The sequence below is a fragment of the Candidatus Doudnabacteria bacterium genome (assembly GCA_037200925.1).
In the GTDB taxonomy this organism is placed as follows: Bacteria; Patescibacteriota; Doudnabacteria; order UBA920; family O2-02-FULL-48-8; genus JBDTSL01.
In genome coordinates this window covers 83,698-99,946 of record JBBCGO010000001.1, presented here as the reverse complement: position 1 = coordinate 99,946, position 16,249 = coordinate 83,698, and the positions used below count along the sequence as shown (strand labels likewise).

General features: G+C 47.7%; 16 protein-coding genes. All 16 read right to left on the bottom strand.

What is annotated here, in order from left to right:
* The 16 genes from murC to WDN47_00425 all read right to left on the bottom strand — a co-directional run bounded on the left by murC (position 1) and on the right by WDN47_00425 (position 16,193).
* Complete coding sequence (gene murC / locus WDN47_00500; GenBank protein ID MEJ0021046.1) at positions 1 to 1,407, bottom strand: UDP-N-acetylmuramate--L-alanine ligase; 1,407 nt, start codon at positions 1,405 to 1,407, stop codon at positions 1 to 3.
* Positions 1,397 to 2,398, bottom strand: coding sequence for a patatin-like phospholipase family protein (locus WDN47_00495; GenBank protein MEJ0021045.1), 1,002 nt, complete (start codon positions 2,396 to 2,398; stop codon positions 1,397 to 1,399). Before WDN47_00495 ends, murC begins: the two co-directional genes overlap by 11 nt.
* A complete protein-coding gene (locus WDN47_00490) occupies positions 2,385 to 3,482 on the bottom strand; it encodes a UDP-N-acetylglucosamine--N-acetylmuramyl-(pentapeptide) pyrophosphoryl-undecaprenol N-acetylglucosamine transferase (protein MEJ0021044.1) in 1,098 nt (365 codons plus the stop codon). Before WDN47_00490 ends, WDN47_00495 begins: the two co-directional genes overlap by 14 nt.
* Positions 3,483 to 3,487: 5 nt before the next feature.
* Positions 3,488 to 4,597 (bottom strand): glycosyltransferase family 1 protein, encoded by a 1,110-nt coding sequence (locus WDN47_00485; GenBank protein MEJ0021043.1) that lies wholly within the window; start codon positions 4,595 to 4,597, stop codon positions 3,488 to 3,490.
* A gap of 47 nt (positions 4,598 to 4,644) precedes the next feature.
* Positions 4,645 to 5,760 (bottom strand): glycosyltransferase, encoded by a 1,116-nt coding sequence (locus WDN47_00480; protein ID MEJ0021042.1) that lies wholly within the window; start codon positions 5,758 to 5,760, stop codon positions 4,645 to 4,647.
* Positions 5,760 to 7,181, bottom strand: a complete 1,422-nt coding sequence (locus WDN47_00475; protein ID MEJ0021041.1) for a sugar transferase — start codon at positions 7,179 to 7,181, stop codon at positions 5,760 to 5,762. The genes WDN47_00480 and WDN47_00475 overlap by 1 nt, the downstream gene beginning before the upstream one ends.
* 79 nt (positions 7,182 to 7,260) lie before the next feature.
* Positions 7,261 to 7,611 (bottom strand): RNA-binding protein, encoded by a 351-nt coding sequence (locus WDN47_00470; GenBank protein ID MEJ0021040.1) that lies wholly within the window; start codon positions 7,609 to 7,611, stop codon positions 7,261 to 7,263.
* Positions 7,612 to 7,743: 132 nt separating this feature from the next.
* Positions 7,744 to 8,976, bottom strand: a complete 1,233-nt coding sequence (locus tag WDN47_00465; protein MEJ0021039.1) for a fibronectin type III domain-containing protein — start codon at positions 8,974 to 8,976, stop codon at positions 7,744 to 7,746.
* A gap of 167 nt (positions 8,977 to 9,143) precedes the next feature.
* Positions 9,144 to 9,701, bottom strand: coding sequence for a hypothetical protein (locus WDN47_00460; protein MEJ0021038.1), 558 nt, complete (start codon positions 9,699 to 9,701; stop codon positions 9,144 to 9,146).
* Between the two features lie 66 nt (positions 9,702 to 9,767).
* Positions 9,768 to 10,481, bottom strand: a complete 714-nt coding sequence (locus WDN47_00455) for a thioredoxin domain-containing protein (protein ID MEJ0021037.1) — start codon at positions 10,479 to 10,481, stop codon at positions 9,768 to 9,770.
* Positions 10,482 to 10,596: 115 nt separating this feature from the next.
* Positions 10,597 to 11,001, bottom strand: a complete 405-nt coding sequence (locus WDN47_00450; GenBank protein ID MEJ0021036.1) for a hypothetical protein — start codon at positions 10,999 to 11,001, stop codon at positions 10,597 to 10,599.
* 220 nt (positions 11,002 to 11,221) lie between these two features.
* Positions 11,222 to 12,307, bottom strand: coding sequence for a fibronectin type III domain-containing protein (locus WDN47_00445; GenBank protein MEJ0021035.1), 1,086 nt, complete (start codon positions 12,305 to 12,307; stop codon positions 11,222 to 11,224).
* Between the two features lie 410 nt (positions 12,308 to 12,717).
* Entirely contained in the window at positions 12,718 to 13,290 is a 573-nt protein-coding gene (locus WDN47_00440) for a hypothetical protein (GenBank protein ID MEJ0021034.1), read from the bottom strand.
* A 46-nt stretch (positions 13,291 to 13,336) separates the two neighbouring features.
* Positions 13,337 to 14,833: a hypothetical protein gene (locus tag WDN47_00435; protein MEJ0021033.1), complete on the bottom strand. Its 1,497-nt coding sequence runs from the start codon at positions 14,831 to 14,833 to the stop codon at positions 13,337 to 13,339.
* A 1-nt stretch (position 14,834) separates the two neighbouring features.
* On the bottom strand, positions 14,835 to 15,320 hold the full coding sequence (locus tag WDN47_00430; GenBank protein ID MEJ0021032.1) for a hypothetical protein: 486 nt from the start codon (positions 15,318 to 15,320) through the stop codon (positions 14,835 to 14,837).
* A gap of 135 nt (positions 15,321 to 15,455) precedes the next feature.
* A complete protein-coding gene (locus WDN47_00425) occupies positions 15,456 to 16,193 on the bottom strand; it encodes a hypothetical protein (GenBank protein MEJ0021031.1) in 738 nt (245 codons plus the stop codon).
* Between the last annotated feature and the right edge of the window lie 56 nt (positions 16,194 to 16,249).

The window sequence follows — 16,249 nt, the reverse complement described above, 5'->3', positions numbered from 1 at the left end:
TTATTTTACCAGCTTCCTCGCCAAGTTGTCTATATCCCCTGCTCCCATCAAAAGAATAACATCAAAATTTTTCGCCTTTTCACGGATCAAGCTTTCCGTTTTTGACAAATCTTTCGCAAAGGTCGCAGTAACGCCTCTTTTTTTCAACTCCGCGGCCAACTGGAACGAACTGACATCTTCACCATGCTCGCGGCCGGCCACGTCAAAGATCTCAGGTAGGATCAGCTCATCAGCCATGACCAGGGATTCAATAAATTCGCCGAACAATTCACGGGTGCGGTTGCGGTGATGGGGTTGGAAGACCGCTAAAACTTTTTTACCGGGATAAAACTGCTTAGCCGCCTCAATTGTGGCAGCAACTCCCGCCGGGTGGTGGGCATAATCGGAAATTACGGGCTTGCCAGAAAGCTTGCCCACGATCTCAAACCGGCGCCAGATGCCGGCATATTCTTCCAAAGTTTTTTGTATGACCTCAGTTTTAACTCCCAGTTTAATTGCGGCCAGAACAGCGCCCAAGGCATTGGAAATATTAAATAAACCCGGGACATGCAATTTAAATGTCCCGATCTTTTCGTCATCCAAATGCAGGTCGAATATCTGGGTTCCGCTCTCTGTTCTGGGATTCAAAGCCTGCAGATCCGCATAATGATGAATGCCGAAAGTAAATTTATGGCGTGCCGCATGCTGGCAGATCTCAACCGTATTATGATCGTCCGCATTGTAGATCAGGATCCCGTCGTCAGGCAAAGAGCTGATGTATTCCGAAAAAGCCTGCTTGATATCCTGCAGACCTTTATAGTAATCCAGATGATCTTCCGCAATATTCGTGATAATGATCATTTTCGGCTTATTCTCCAGCATTTTGCGCGCATATTCATCCGATTCCGCAACAAAGTACCCGCCCGAACGACTGACATCGTTCAGTCGGGCGGGTTTGCCCCCGCCCAAACGGGCATTGGCCTTGAATTTCTCCGTTTCGTTCTTAGGAGAAAGCATGGAACCGATCAAGACAGTCGGATCAAGTTGGGCGTAGTCCAAGATCAGGCCCAGGATCGCCGAGGTTGTGGATTTGCCGTTCGTGCCGGTAATACCAATGCCGTACTTGTCTGACATTAATTCGCCCACAGCTTGGGCTTGGCTAAGCTTGGCGATGCTTGCCGGCCAATGAAAGTCAGCCACAGCCGACGAATATATTATCAGGTCAGGGTTTGCCGCAACCAGATCCTGCTCGCTTTGGCCGATGTAAATCTTGATTCCCAATTTTTCCAGATTTTTTGTGATCTCCGATTCTTTGATATCAGAGCCGGAAACATTCTTGCCCATGCTCAAAAGCAGCCGCGCCAAACCCGAGACCCCGATGCCGCCGATTCCCAAACAATAAATATTTTTCGCCTGTTCAATTGTCATGGGCCAGGGATACAGTTTTATATTTTTTTGCCTTATCCGGATCATAATTTTTTATCAGCTTTTTTATTGCCGGGATCGCTGCCAGCGCGGATCTGCGGCCTTCATGGTAGATCTTCTCCAAACTGTTGAATTCGGTTTTGCCGTAATGCTTGACCACAGGCTCAAGCATCAGGTCGCATGCGACATGGGATTCGTCCCACAGCTCTTCGATCCGGAAGGAGTGCTCAATCGCCTTGGACAACACCGACATAACGCCCGGAATTTCGATATCTTCCGGCTCCAAAATATCGGATTGGCTGTCTATCCGGAACAGCAGGCGCGGCGATAATTTTGGGAGGATCTTCTCCCTGATGAACTGCAAACCCGTAAACCGGGTCAGGAATCGGTAGCCGCGCCAGATCGGCATCTTTTTTTCATAAATGAACTTTGTCGCAGCCAAATTCACCCCGATCACGATATCTGCCCCCATCTCTTTTGCCGGAAGAGTGGGCACGATATTGACGAGTCCACCGTCAACCAGAACTTTTTTTTCCCAGATCACTGGTTCAAAAAGCCCGGGAACTGCGACGCTTGCCTTGAAAGCCTTGTTGATGCTGCCGCGTTTCAGGGTGATCAATTTTCCGGTGTTGATGTCGGTTGCGACAAATCCGAGTTTCGGATAATCAATATCCTCAAAACGAAGGTTGTGAGTAATGCTGTTCAAAGTTTCGTCCATTTTGTCCGTTCTCAGATGGAAGATCCCTCCCCTGGCTTTTCTTGCCGACCACATCCGCAGCATCTTGGGAAAGGTCAGCTGGTACATGAAAGTCTTGAGCGTTTCCATTGTCCCGACGGCAAAACTTGCGGCGATTATGGCGCCCGACGAACAGCCCACCAGAATATCGACAGGGATATCGTTCTCCCGCAAAACTTCCAGCACGGCAATGTGAGCAATCGCCCTGCCTGAAGCGCCTGATAAAGCAATCCCAATTGTCGGTCTAGTTGTCGGCATGGGCTTCTCTGATAACGATCCTGGCCAGGTTAATTGCGGCGTCGGGAGGGATGAGACCGGAAATATTTTTACTCAGCAATTCGGTTCTTTTTATGTTGAATTTCAGTCCGTTGACTACGCGAAACAAATTTTCAACGGTAGCCTCTGAGCCGGTCAGGACCACTGCGGCGTGCGCCTCTTCTAATATTCTAGCATTATCCTCCTGATGAGTGTTAGGCATGGGAATGATAATCGCAGTTTTTCGAAGTGCTGAGAGTTCAGCAATGGTGGACAAGCCGGCGCGGGCAATGACTATGTGCGCCAGCTTTAAAATCGCCGCATATTCCGGGAACGGAATTAATTCAAAGGGATGGTAGTTTTTATCCGAGAAAGCTAAATTATTTTTGCCGGCGCCAGTCTGATGGACAACTTGGTGCGCCTTGACCAGATCGGGCAGAATTTCCCCGAGGAGCCGGTTTATCTGCGCAGATCCTGTCGCTCCGCCCAAGACCAGAAGTACCGGCAATTTTTCGTGAAGATTAAAAAACTTTTTTGCATCAGCCGCATGACTGAACAGATCCGGCCGCACAGGATTGCCGATCCATTGGGCCGCGGGCTTTAAATTTTTTCCCAATCCCGACCCAGAATAAAAATCCTTGCTGGTTTTCTCGAAAGCCGTGGTGATCTGGTCAGACACGGGCGCTATAAGTTTGTTGGCCAAGCCGATACGGGCATCCTGCTGATGAATTGCGATTTTGGCTCCGTAGAGTTTTGCGGCCCAGCAAACCGGCACGCTGACGAAAGATCCGGCCGCAAACACGACATCAGGACGGAATTTGCGGACAATTGTAAGCGAGTGTAGAAATCCGGACAGCAAAACAAAAGGCGCGAATAAATTCTTTATGCTATAAAACCTGCGCCAGCGGGCCGCAGGAATTGAAACAAATGGGATGCCTGTCGGCTCAACCATGGCGCGTTCCGGGCCTTTTTTTGTTCCGACAAATAAAAATTCGGTTTTGGGCTTAAGTTTTCTGATCTCAAGCGCGACCGCAAGCACCGGTGTTACCGGGCCTCCAGAGCCGCCGCCTGCAAGTAATATTTTCATATTAGTTATAGATAGCACTTTTCATAAACGCTGATGGTCTGCTCCGCTGCCTGCTTCCAGCTGAAGTGTTTGGAACGGCCCAATGCCAAATTCGCCAGTTCTTCCAGCCTTTTGGCGTCGTTAAGCAGATTTAACAGCACTTCCGTCATGTTATCCAGATTATTGGGGTCAAAATATTCCGCGCCCTGCCCCATTATTTCCCGCATTGTGGGAATATCCGAACAGGCAACAGGCACCCCGCACGCCGCGGCTTCAAGCGCAGTTAAACCAAATCCTTCGATCAGGGACGGCAGAACAAATAAAGTAGTCCCATTATAAAGTTTTGCCAGATCTTCATCGCTTACTCTTCCCAAAACTTTGATGCGGGTATGATTCTTAATGTTAAAAATTTGGTCCTTAATCTCAGGGTAAAACGGGTCCTGCTCCCCTACGAGCACGAGCTCAATGTCCAAACCCTTGTCGATCAATTTGTCAAAAGCATTTGCCAGCATCGGCAGATTTTTATACCTGCGCCAGACGCCCGCATACAATATATACGGTTTGGTAACGCCAAAACTTTTCGATACTTGGGCAAATGCCTCAATTTTATCCATCATTTTATAAGCCTGGTTGAATCCTTCATAAATAACCTGGATCTTTTCGGGATTGATTTGAAATCGCCCGACGATCGCCTGTTTTGTGGCATTAGAAACTGCTATGATCTTTTTTGAATTTTTAAGGGCATTTCGGAAAACGATATTATATGCCAGACGGTGAAAAATATGAGATCTTTTTCTGCCGGGAAACAAGGTATGCGTCAGGTCATGGATAGTCACGATAAACGGCCTGCGGTAGAAGATCGGGACATTGAAATGCGGAAAGTGAACCAAGTCCAGATTTTCTTTATTTATAATTCCGGGAAGACGAAGTTGTTCAGCAAAAGAATAGTGTGGGATATCTGTGATGACGATCTTTTGATTATATTGCGCGAACTCAGCTGATTTATCGGCTCCCCTAAAAAACAAAACATATTGATTAGTTTTATCTTGCCTCAAAATTTCATGTGACAGTTCGGTGATGTAGCGGTCGATCCCCGATCCCCCGCCGGCCATGCGCAAATCAAGTCCTATTTTCATAAATATATCGAATCTGCGAGCGGCCAAAGGCCGCGTGGCAGTCTATTCTACTGATTAGATTGCTTCGTCGCTTTGCTCCTCGCAAATTCCCCGTATTTTTCCTCCACAAAACTCCTGATCTTTTCCTGGAAGATTTTCTTGTCATACTTTTCTGCGTGTTCCCGGATGACTTGCGGATCGTAATTTGCGGGATTAAAATCTTTCAAAACTTTCTCCAAAGACCCGGCAGTCTGTTCATCAAAAAATTCTCCGGTAATCCCCTGTTTAACTGTTTCCAAAACTCCTCCTTTTCCAAAAGCTATAACCGGGGTCCCGCAGGCTTGCGCTTCCACCACCATAATTCCGGCGTCTTCCTCCGCCGCAAACACAAACGCTTTGGCTTGAGAATACAATTTGCTCAGATCGGCATCCGAAACCGCGCCAACGAACTGAACATTCGGTTTGGCCAAAGCTTTTAGTCTGTTTAGGTCCGTACCCCTCCCCGCGATCTTGAGAGGCCAGCCCAAGTGATTAAATGCTTCAATAATCACGTCAACTCTCTTATAGAGCTCAAGTCTGGAGGCGGTAAAAAAGTAATCTTGCTTTGGCCCATCCGGAAAAAATACTTCTGTATCGACCGGGGGCGGAATGACGATCGATTCGCGCTGGTAAAATTTCTTAATATGATCTTGGATATTTACGGAATTGGCGATAAAAAAATCAGCCCGCTGGGCGGCTTTCAAATCCCATTTGCGCAGCCGCTTCAAATAAATTTTTCCCAAAAACTTCAAAAATCTAGGATATTTTTGTTTATCAATATATTCACGAACAGTCCAGAGATATCGCGTGGGCGCGTGACAATAGCATATGTGCAATTTGTCCGTGTGTATCCCTTTGGCAAACGAAGACGAATCAGACAAGACCAGATCGTAATCATCAAAGCTGAAACTTTCAATCGCTCCCGGCATCAGCGGCAAGAACAATCTCGGGTGTTTTTTTACTCCCGGAAGAGTATTCAGCCAGGAGACCTTTTTTTTATAACCCTCAAATTGGCCTTGTGTTTTTTCCCTGTCATACAAGATCACATGCACTTCTGCCTCCGGCCAGATTTCTAAAAAATTCTGCAGAACTCTCTCCGCGCCGCCAAGCTGATTCAAAAATTCATGAACTAGAGCTATCTTCATCAATAATCAACCTTGGGTTTACGGCCAAGCAAAATTAAAAAAGTTTTGAAGATGATATACAGATCAAGCCAAATGGACCAGTTTTCTATGTAAAACTCGTCCAACTTGATCTCGTCTTCCCAGGATATTTCCGGGTTGTCCGTGGCTTGAGTGATCTGGGTAAGTCCAGTGGCTCCGGGCTTGATGATAAACAACTTCTTATACTCATTCCGGAAATGGTCAACTTCTTTGACCATGTGAACCCGGGGGCCCACCAGGCTCATTTGTCCGCGCAGGATATGCCAGAGCGCCGGCATCTCATCGAGCTTGGTCTTGCGCAGGAATCTGCCGACGGAAGTCACGCGCGGATCGTTCTTGATCTTAACGTACGGCCCGATGCGCGCATTGTGCTTTTCCAGCTCTTCGCGAAGTTTATCTCCCGACTCTGTCCCTTCGCTCATTTCATGATGCATTGACCGGAATTTATAAAATTCAAATTCGCCCAAACCCGCAGCTCTGAGCTGGTGAAAAAACACCGGGCCTTTGGAGTTAAGTTTGATCGCGACCGCCACCAGCAAAAATACAGGACTTAAGATGATCAAGCCCAGCAAAGATACTATTATATCAACTAATCTTTTGACAACCATACCCCAGCCCTCCAGCGGGGTTCCCTTCAGTGCGATGACCGGAATGCCGGAAATAGTTTCCACAGCGATATTGGCCGTAGAGGTTTCGAACAGGTTCGGCACGAAATTAAATCTGATGCCGTAGTCGCGGCAGAATTGCAGGATCTTACGTCCGACCTCCTGGTCCAAAAACGGATCAGATTGCAAAAGCCCGTCTATACCGGAATTCTCTCTGATATGCCTCAACCGGTCGATCAGATCATCAACCGATTGGCCGGTATCAAGTTTCCCGACAATTCTAAACCCCAGCTCGGGCCGCGAAGAAATTTCCACTACCAATTCGTATGTTTGGTCAGCTGCCCCCAGTACCACCAGGCGGTGCAAACCTACACCCCGCCTCAGCATACGGATCTGGATAAGCCTCAAGATTATTCTGCCAAAACTGATCAGTACTATCGTCAAAATCCACGTCAGCAGGATGATCAGGCGGGACGGAAAAACGCTTTGATTAAAGAAAAATAAGATCACCACCACTAACAGCACGGAAGAGATCACCAAAATGATCTTCAGCAGTTCAGATGATATCCGTCTTGTGCCCGTAAGATTGTACAGCCCGGCCAAGGCCATTAAAAGAATAATCACCGGGGTGATGAGAAATAAAACTTTCAGATATGAAGATAATGATAAAACGTACAAGATCGGACGCAAGCTTTCCAACTGCAGGCGCAAATAAAACGCAATGATCCCGGCCAATAGCACCATAATAATATCCGACAAGATCGAGATTAAATTGAAAACTAATTCAGATTTTTTCATACTTTTGTATGAATATTATAACATTTTTCACATAAAAATAAAAACCCCGGACAAACCGGGATTTTTTCCATTTTCGCTTTTAATAGCTGTCTCTTCGACCGCCGCCACCGCCGTACCCGCCGCGGTCACTGCCGCCGCGTCCGCCGCCGAATCCGCCGCGACTGCCTCCGCGATCGCCTTCGGTCTTTGGCCTTGCTTCGTTTACAGCCAAAGAGCGTCCGCCGAAGTCAGTGCCGTTGAACATTTCAATCGCCTTGGCTGCTTCGTCGTCGGATGACATCTCCACGAATCCAAATCCTTTGGATCGGCCGGAGAACTTGTCGGTAATGACTTGCGCTGTAACCACATTTCCCGCTGCGGCGAAATGATTCTTCAGATCGTCGCTGGTTGTGGTGTAAGGCAGGCCTCCGACAAACAATTTCTTACCCATTTTATATGAACCTTCAAACAAAGGGAAACCTATTCAGCACCCTATGTTTTAATTAGCTTCCCCTCGACTAAAGGAAACGTGGTCATCATAAACCGTAATCAGGGACAAGTCAACCCCTGCAAAACCGAGGTTCTACGGCGTCACTTCATGGAAGTTCGGGGCCTGGCCTGCTGAGGCATTGATGAGGATGCTCGGGGAGGAGCCTGCAAAGGTTTTAGCTCCGTTGTTGTTGTAATGGATGACAAAGCTGTTGGTCACCACTTCCTGGATATCAGCACTGGCCGGGGTGACTGTGGCATCATAGGTAATTATCCAGTTGCCGGGGTCCGGAGGAGAGGGCTGTTTGGCTCCTGTAACGTTGAACTTGTAGCTGCCTGCTCCGCAGCCGCCGTTGGATACTATGGCAGAACCTGAACCCGAAGAGCCGGTTCCTGTAACCGTCAGGTTCCGAAGATTGGTCAGGTTGGAAGAGACGGTGTCGCAGATGAAAGTGATATCAGCAGGGGCATTGCCGGAATTGATGATCGTGATCTGGTATGTCAGCACGTCCCCGGCGTTGATGGAAGTGCTTGAAGAATAGGCTGCGCCGTTGATCTGGGTTAAGACCTTGGCGGTCCCGGATAAATTGGCAACACACGGGTTGTCGTAAGCGCTTGCTTCTAATACTGACTGGGTGCTTCCTCCGGCATTGACCGACTGGACCACATAATAATAGGTCATATCTGGGGTAGGAGGGGTGTCTGGGAATGACGTAATATTAGGGCCTACGCTGCCGACCTGGCCATACCCTGAGCCTGATGTGGTTGATCTCCATATTGTAAAACCGGTCTCATTGTTGGAATTATCAGTCCAGGTCACGGTCAATTGGCCGCAAGTGCCATTGTCCACAGCCACGCCTGAAGGAGCGGTTGGAGCAGAGACATACGATGCCTGGGCATAGTAGGCTGCTTGGGAATAGTAGGATGCTTCAGAGTAACCCGCATAGGCTGCCTGAGAATAGTATGCAGACTGGGCGTAGTAAGCTGCTTGGGAATAACCGCCGCCATATGACGCTTGAGAATAGTATGCTGATTGGGAGTAATATGCTGATTGGGCGTAGTAAGCTGATTGGGAATAGTAGGAGGATTGAGAGTAGCAGGTAATAGGGCTGCAGTTATTATTTACTGAACAATTTGCAGTATTACCTATGGTGCAGTCGCCGGGATTAGCCGGAATGCATACGCTTTGTGCGCTCCCTGAACACCGAAAATATTGCGGTTCAGAGTAGGGGGTGTTGTATACATAGGATGATTGGGAATAAGAAGTCACGCAGCTAAAAGATTCGCCGCACCCGCCCGCAGGGCAAGTTACAAAACCTTGATCCACACAAGTCTGTCCGCCCCCGCAAGTATTGCCGGCAACCCTGCATTCACCACTCACCCCATCACAGCCATAAGTCCAACAAGTCTGTGCATTGCTAATTTTTACAGTAACAAACAGAGCCCCAACACTCGCCAAAATAATAATTATGAATAAAAATTTGTTTGATATTGTCATTTCGTCAGTACTTTAATCTCGACGGTTGTAAGTTCGGTTGATAATCTTGTAAACCTGATCTGGATCTGATTGGTATTATTTTTTGCTTCCAGCAAAGCAAATGTATTAGTGATAGCTCCATAAATCTGGCTCCAGCCTTGTTCATAGTGTATGCTCCTGGCTTCGGTCTGATAGGCGGAAAACAGAGGATAATCCAGATCCATTGTTATCAAAAATCCATTTGAACCGTCAGTGTAGCTGACTTTATTTGATACTAAATTTGTGGCATCCTTTATCTTCAAAAAATTCAGATCCGAAGGCACATCGGAAACCTCAGACGTATCAATCGCCAGAAAATTTAACGTAGCGAGCTTAAGAAGTTTCTGTTTGTCTGCCGCCAGATCAGCTGCCGGGTCTTTGCTTGGAACATAGGCATCCGCTGCTTGTTCTCTTTGAAGAATGTTCGCCTGAGAATTGGTATTCTTAGGCCAGTATTTCACTGCAAGGAACCCAGCACTGATTATTACACCCAAAATCAAGATTACAATAAGAACCCATTTGACTGCTTTATTCATTTTATTTCATTTTTTGGGGTATTACAGCAAATTTAATATACAATAAAAAAACAAATCAGGCAAATGTCAAGGATTCGGATCGATAGACTTCAATTCTTTATCAATTATCCCCTGAATTACCCCCGCTTTATAGCCTGATACTACCTGATCATTAATGACAAATCCAGGCGTCCCGGTAATGCCAAGCACGCCGAAAAGTTTCAATTCATCAGATACCTCGGAAGCGTATTTTTGCGAATCCAGGCAAGCGTCAAACTGCTCTCCATCGAGACCGATCTGCAAAGCTATCTTTTTCAAATTAGATGTTCTCAGGTTGCCGTTATTCTCGGGTTTCTGATGCTGAAACAAATAATTGTAATAGTCCCAAAATTTTCCCTGCTCATCCGCACACTTGCCTCCGCGGGCCGCGATCGTCGACTCTTCTCCGATGATCGGGGCGTCGGCAAAAATAAATTTTACCTTTCCTGTTTTAACATACTTATCATTTATCTGATTAAAAGCAGTGGCATAAAACTGTTCGCAGTATGGGCATTGAAAATCCGCAAATTCCACGACCTGAATCGGGGCGTTTGGACTTCCTAATTGAGGGGAGTTCCTGCTCAGCTCCTTAAGCATTTCCTGAGGTGATCGGACGATAGGTTCAGACTTTGCGCTGTCCGCAGAAACTGGTGTTTTATTTTTCTCATGAAAGCGAAGCGTGCTGTAAGCTGCAACGGTTAAAAATATTCCGATGACAAAGATGCTTACTATTATCAAATAGCGCTTGGGAATTAGTTTCATAAATTAAAACTTCAAGTGAATTATAGCATGATTAAAAACAAAAATTTGCAAGGTCAGGCAAAAAGAAAACGCGGCAGAGGTTCACTTGAAAATGAACGCTCTCCGCGTGAATTCGCTACGGGCAGGTTACCCCTCTGGCTGAAGCCGAAGATTCCGGCTTGCCCGTTTGGATCTCTCCCTGACTGAAGCCAAAAACAGTGAACTGCGTCGTTTCTTGAGGCCGCAACGTGGCGTTAACGCTCCATGACTGAGCCACGCCGCCAAATTGAACTAAGACGGTCGTGGTCCCCTGGATACCTGCGGCACAATCCGGTCCGTTGTTCCGGACGATTCCCGAGAAAGTGCAGGCGGGAGTGCCATGGCCCGGGCCGCCGTCATCGCAACTGACGAGCGACAGTGTGCCAAGCACAGAGACCGTGGCCTGCGGCTGAGGCGCGGCGGGAGCTGCGGGCGACTGCATTTCCTTGCTGCAGGCCGCGACGAACAGCGAGCCGAAAGCTAAGGCGACTAGACGCTTCATAAAATCACACCCTCCTGCGGATTGAATTCTTTAAACCTTTTTTGAAAGGCTTGGTTGCGACACTATTCTTTAAGTAGAGCAAGCCGCTACGGTATTAGTATCGTAATATATCAGTTTACTCGCAAATAATGATACTGTCAATAGAAATAGGATAAAACAAAGAGCGGCCTATCTCTAAGCTGCTCTTTGGTCGCTAAATCAAATTTATCGCCTAAGCATTCTACGGCGTCACTTCATGGAAGTTCGGGGCCTGGCCTGCTGAGGCATTGATGAGGATGCTCGGGGAGGAGCCTGCAAAGGTTTTAGCTCCGTTGTTGTTGTAATGGATGACAAAGCTGTTGGTCACCACTTCCTGGATATCAGCACTGGCCGGGGTGACTGTGGCATCATAGGTAATTATCCAGTTGCCTGGGTCAGGAGGAGAGGGCTGTTTGGCTCCTGTAACGTTGAACTTGTAGCTGCCTGCTCCGCAGCCGCCGTTGGATACTATGGCAGAACCTGAACCCGAAGAGCCGGTTCCTGTAACCGTCAGGTTCCGAAGATTGGTCAGGTTGGAAGAGACGGTGTCGCAGATGAAAGTGATATCAGCAGGGGCATTGCCGGAATTGATGATCGTGATCTGGTATGTCAGCACGTCCCCGGCGTTGATGGAAGTGCTTGAAGAATAGGCTGCGCCGTTGATCTGGGTTAAGACCTTGGCGGTCCCGGATAAATTGGCAACACACGGGTTGTCGTAAGCGCTTGCTTCTAATACTGACTGGGTGCTTCCTCCGGCATTGACCGACTGGACCACATAATAATAGGTCATATCTGGGGTAGGAGGGGTGTCTGGGAATGACGTAATATTAGGGCCTACGCTGCCGACCTGGCCATACCCTGAGCCTGATGTGGTTGATCTCCATATTGTAAAACCGGTCTCATTGTTGGAATTATCAGTCCAGGTCACGGTCAATTGGCCGCAAGTGCCATTGTCCACAGCCACGCCTGAAGGAGCGGTTGGAGCAGAGACATACGATGCCTGGGCATAGTAGGCTGCTTGGGAATAGTAGGATGCTTCAGAGTAACCCGCATAGGCTGCCTGAGAATAGTATGCAGACTGGGCGTAGTAAGCTGCTTGGGAATAACCGCCGCCATATGACGCTTGAGAATAGTATGCTGATTGGGAGTAATATGCTGATTGGGCGTAGTAAGCTGATTGGGAATAGTAGGAGGATTGAGAGTAGCAGGCAGGAAGACCAGCGCAGTTAGAGTTTACCGTGCAATTTGCAGTGTTGGTTATGACGCAGTCACCTGGATTGGCCGGCATACATATGCATCCCCCGCCTCCCTGCCAGCGATAATATTGCGGTTCAGAATAATAGGATGGTTGGGAATAATAGGCTGCCTGGGAGTAATAACTGGATTGGGAGTAGTAGGAGGATTGGGAGTATGTTGCATCGCAAATGGCATAATTACCATTATCGCAATAAAGAAAATCGCCGCATATTGAAAAACCATTATCTGAACAATGGCCAGTAGAAGGGCAATCGGTTGGAGCCATTGATGGATTTGGTGCACAGGAAGCGCCTCCATTGCAAAATTGGAAAGTAGAACACCAAATCGTATCAGCTGAAGAATGAGGCACTGCAAAAAATACCATGGCAGTTGCAAGGCCTAGCACAATATACAGCACTAATTGTTTGCGTATTTGTTTCAAACTGTTGTTTATTTAATTCATTACTTCTTTATGACCCAGGTCTTTACCGCTGTTTGGGTATCCGCAACTTGGCTCAATTCAATTACAACAGAGTAATTGGCATTATCCAGATCAACTAAAGCGGCCATAGGAGCATTAGTTCCCGACAATACGTTCCAATCGCTGCTGGGGTGACGGAATATGGTAAAAGTATCCTGAACATTTTTCGGCTCTGCAAATTCAATAATAAGCCCGGATGATTTGTTCGCATAATTCACAGCTGTTACCTTTAAGTTTGTTTGTGATCCGAGTAAAGTGGCAATGGGACTGGGTATGTCCTTGGCTGTGGCATCTGTTTGCGAGGCAATTTCCGGGACGGAGATTTTTGCATACGTGCGCATTACTTTCAGCAAATCTTCGGGAGTTGAGGCAGGGACTGCTTGAGGGAGTGAAGGAGCCGGATTTACCGCAGACGCGCTGGTTGTTGTGGTGCTTGTTTGTCCGGTTGCAGGAGCTTTGACCGGGAAATTGATCCAATACACAACTCCGATGAATACTCCCCCGATCGCGAGAGCTATCAAAACTATGATCAAAGCGATATATCTGTTTGCCATAAATTTTGTGTTTATAATTTATTTTATCAGACTTTTTCGAACATTTCTACGGCCCGACTTCCCTGATGATCGGGGTCTTGCCTGTGGAGGAATTGACAATGATGTTCGGGGCTGAGCCTGAGAAGCTTTTGGCTGAAGAATCAGTGTAATGGATGGTAAAGGTATTGGTCACCACTTCCTGGATATCGGCGGATGCGGTGCTGACATTGGCATCATAGGTAATGATCCAGTTATTGGTCACATCCTTGTTGCCTGAGATGTTAAACAGATAATTACCGGAGCAGGTAGGGCTGTTGGCTGTCAGTCCCCCATTAACAGAGCCCGGGCCTGTAACCGTCAGGTTCCTAAGATTGGTCAGGTTGGAAGAGACAGTGTCGCAGATGTAGTTGACCGTGGCTGCAGAAGGGCCGGAATTGACCAGGGTGATCTGGTAGGTCAGGGTATCCCCGTTATTGACTGAAGTGCTGGGACTATAGGGGTTGCCGTTGACCTTACTGACAAACTTCGTTGTATTGGCAAAGTTGGCAGAACAGACAACGTTCATGATGCTCTTCTCGTTTGACTGGCTGTTGCCCCCGGCATTGAAGGCCTGGACCACATAGAAATAGGTCACTCCGGTGGAAGGAGGGGTATCCAGGTAAGTGCCAAAGGTGCCTGTGCCGCTCTGGGCAGGCAGGTTGCCTGAGATATTGGCATACCCTGAGCCTGATGTGGTTGATCGCAGGACTATGAAGCCGGTTTCATTGCCGGAGTTATCAGTCCAGGTTACTTTCAGCTTAGAACAGGGCACCGAAGCATCGGTATTGATATTATCCACTTTGGTCAGGGTCGGGGCTGTGGGAGCTACTACATATGCTGCCTGGGAGTAGTAGGTTGCCTGACTATAATAGGTTGCTTGAGAGTAGTATGCTGATTGGGCGTAGTAGGCGGCTTGGGAGTAATAAGTTGCTTGACTATAATAGGTTGCCTGAGAGTAGTATGCTGATTGGGCGTAGTAGGCTGCTTGGGAGTAATAAGAAGATTGGGAATAGTAGGAGGATTGAGAGTAGTAGGATGATTGGGAGTAATAACTGGATTGAGAGTAGTAGGATGATTGAGAATAGCAAGCAGGACATGTACTTCCAAAACCCGGCCCCCCGATCCAACTTCCCGGAGCAGTGCAGGTGTACGTCCATCCGTTCGTACCGCAAACGGTCTGTCCGGGAGTGCCGTTTCCGGTTCCATTTACAGGACCATCGCAGGTAGATCCGCCCCCACAAGAATAGGAAGTAGTGGTGCAGCTACAAGTTGATCCCGACCAGCAAGTTCCGGAATTCCCATAGGCATCGTGCCAAGTATATGATCCGTTATCGGTACAACTGGCACTGTTAGCGCCGCAATCACATGTATATCCGTTTGCCGGGGTACAATAAAAATTCTCGGATCCTCCGGTCCCTTCCGCCGTGTAACACGTTGTGGAGTTCGCCTTCGCTTCTTTGGACGGCGATAAAACAATAAAAACCAGGAACAAGAAAGCCAATAAATAATATAAGTTACGTTTCATATCAATTGGTTATTCCTTGAATAGTAACTTTTACCGTCGTAGCTGGGGTTTGCTGTATCAGTAAAACCCTGATGCTTGTCGTGCCTTGGATTAACTCTACAAAGCCTTGCTTGTCATTACTGTATTTTTTTATGACCTGATAATTTTTTTGACCTGAATAAAAACTCATTAATTCATCTACCGTGCCAATTGCATTGAAAGTAACCTCATCACCCTTTTTACCGTTATTATAGGTAACAATAAAATATTGGGGCCCGGAATTCAAGGAATAAACCAAATCGCTTAAAGGCTTCTGGTCGGGGCTAAAAACCATTCTGGTTACATTAGGGAAAGTAATCGTATAGGCTGCGTCGGGCGACTCAGTTTCATCAAAAAGACCGATTTGAACCTGGTGTACCGGGGTCCTATATCTATAAGCCAAATAAACCCCGGTTACAAAAATTAGCGTTAAAACCGCAAGTATTGTAAGGTTTTTTTTGTTTCCCATCCGGTTTTTTAATTATCTACAATACCAGCTTATTAAAACATATTTTAAAAAAAATGTAAAAGAAAAAGACCCAGGTGAAGCAGATGTTGATCTGCTATCTCCTAAGTCAAAAAGTCCGATCGCATAAGGCAAACCTTAGCGCGAGCCGGCGGTAGCCACAGTGCGGGCTTTGATCACTTCTTCGATCCGGCCCTTCCGAGCCGCGAGCCGCGTGGCTTCATTCGGATTGCTCTCGATGAGCATCTGAACAACGCGGATCATCACGGCGGGGTCAAGCCCTGCATCTTCCAGCATCTTGACTGCACGTTCATCTGTGCGATTTTCAAGGCGCTGTATGAGGATCTTTTTCAGATCCGGCGTGAAATTCTGCGATCCGAACAGCTGGATTCGCGCGAAGTCGGCAGGTTCGTGGCTGACTTCATGAGCCAGAATTCCGAGCAGGACGAGTTGTCCGCCCGCCATCCCTGAAAGTCCTCTGACAGTGGCGGCATCGAGGTAGACATCGTCGCCGATTGTGTTGAATTGCTCCGAATTGCTACGGAACAAATGGATCACAACGGGACGCGGGTTCCCTGGCTTCAGTTTGTCATACTGCTGCTGCAAGAGACCGATCAGCGGCTTGTTCCCGTCCAGGAGAACGAACCCGTTCTTCTTCCTGTTCGTTTCAAGTCCCAAGACAAGCTTGGTCTTGACCTCGGCCGATTGCTGATTAGCAGCTTGCCAGATCACGGCAGCAGAATCGCCGATGGCCGCTTCGATTGCGGTCAGCTGCCGCTCGCTGTAGGCCTGCTGAACCGGTCCGGGCGGATCCGCGGCGAACGCGTGAGCGTGTGCCGCAAGCACAAACACGAACGAGATGATCAACCGTCGCATGGCATCCTCCTTGGAGGCCAAAAATTATACATAACTGAATAACCGAAAAAGAAGAA

What these genes read in the sequence shown, in the direction of transcription:
- WDN47_00445 (MEJ0021035.1), bottom strand. Translation starts at nt 12,307, where the DNA reads ATGCCGGCCAATCCAGGTGACTGCGTCATAACCAACACTGCAAATTGC.
- WDN47_00495 (MEJ0021045.1), bottom strand. Translation starts at nt 2,398, where the DNA reads ATGCCGACAACTAGACCGACAATTGGGATTGCTTTATCAGGCGCTTCA.
- WDN47_00435 (MEJ0021033.1), bottom strand. Translation starts at nt 14,833, where the DNA reads ATGAAACGTAACTTATATTATTTATTGGCTTTCTTGTTCCTGGTTTTT.
- WDN47_00490 (MEJ0021044.1), bottom strand. Translation starts at nt 3,482, where the DNA reads ATGAAAATATTACTTGCAGGCGGCGGCTCTGGAGGCCCGGTAACACCG.
- WDN47_00480 (MEJ0021042.1), bottom strand. Translation starts at nt 5,760, where the DNA reads ATGAAGATAGCTCTAGTTCATGAATTTTTGAATCAGCTTGGCGGCGCG.
- WDN47_00455 (MEJ0021037.1), bottom strand. Translation starts at nt 10,481, where the DNA reads ATGAAACTAATTCCCAAGCGCTATTTGATAATAGTAAGCATCTTTGTC.
- murC (MEJ0021046.1), bottom strand. Translation starts at nt 1,407, where the DNA reads ATGACAATTGAACAGGCGAAAAATATTTATTGTTTGGGAATCGGCGGC.
- WDN47_00430 (MEJ0021032.1), bottom strand. Translation starts at nt 15,320, where the DNA reads ATGGGAAACAAAAAAAACCTTACAATACTTGCGGTTTTAACGCTAATT.
- WDN47_00425 (MEJ0021031.1), bottom strand. Translation starts at nt 16,193, where the DNA reads ATGCGACGGTTGATCATCTCGTTCGTGTTTGTGCTTGCGGCACACGCT.
- WDN47_00440 (MEJ0021034.1), bottom strand. Translation starts at nt 13,290, where the DNA reads ATGGCAAACAGATATATCGCTTTGATCATAGTTTTGATAGCTCTCGCG.
- WDN47_00460 (MEJ0021038.1), bottom strand. Translation starts at nt 9,701, where the DNA reads ATGAATAAAGCAGTCAAATGGGTTCTTATTGTAATCTTGATTTTGGGT.
- WDN47_00485 (MEJ0021043.1), bottom strand. Translation starts at nt 4,597, where the DNA reads ATGAAAATAGGACTTGATTTGCGCATGGCCGGCGGGGGATCGGGGATC.
- WDN47_00475 (MEJ0021041.1), bottom strand. Translation starts at nt 7,181, where the DNA reads ATGAAAAAATCTGAATTAGTTTTCAATTTAATCTCGATCTTGTCGGAT.
- WDN47_00450 (MEJ0021036.1), bottom strand. Translation starts at nt 11,001, where the DNA reads ATGAAGCGTCTAGTCGCCTTAGCTTTCGGCTCGCTGTTCGTCGCGGCC.
- WDN47_00470 (MEJ0021040.1), bottom strand. Translation starts at nt 7,611, where the DNA reads ATGGGTAAGAAATTGTTTGTCGGAGGCCTGCCTTACACCACAACCAGC.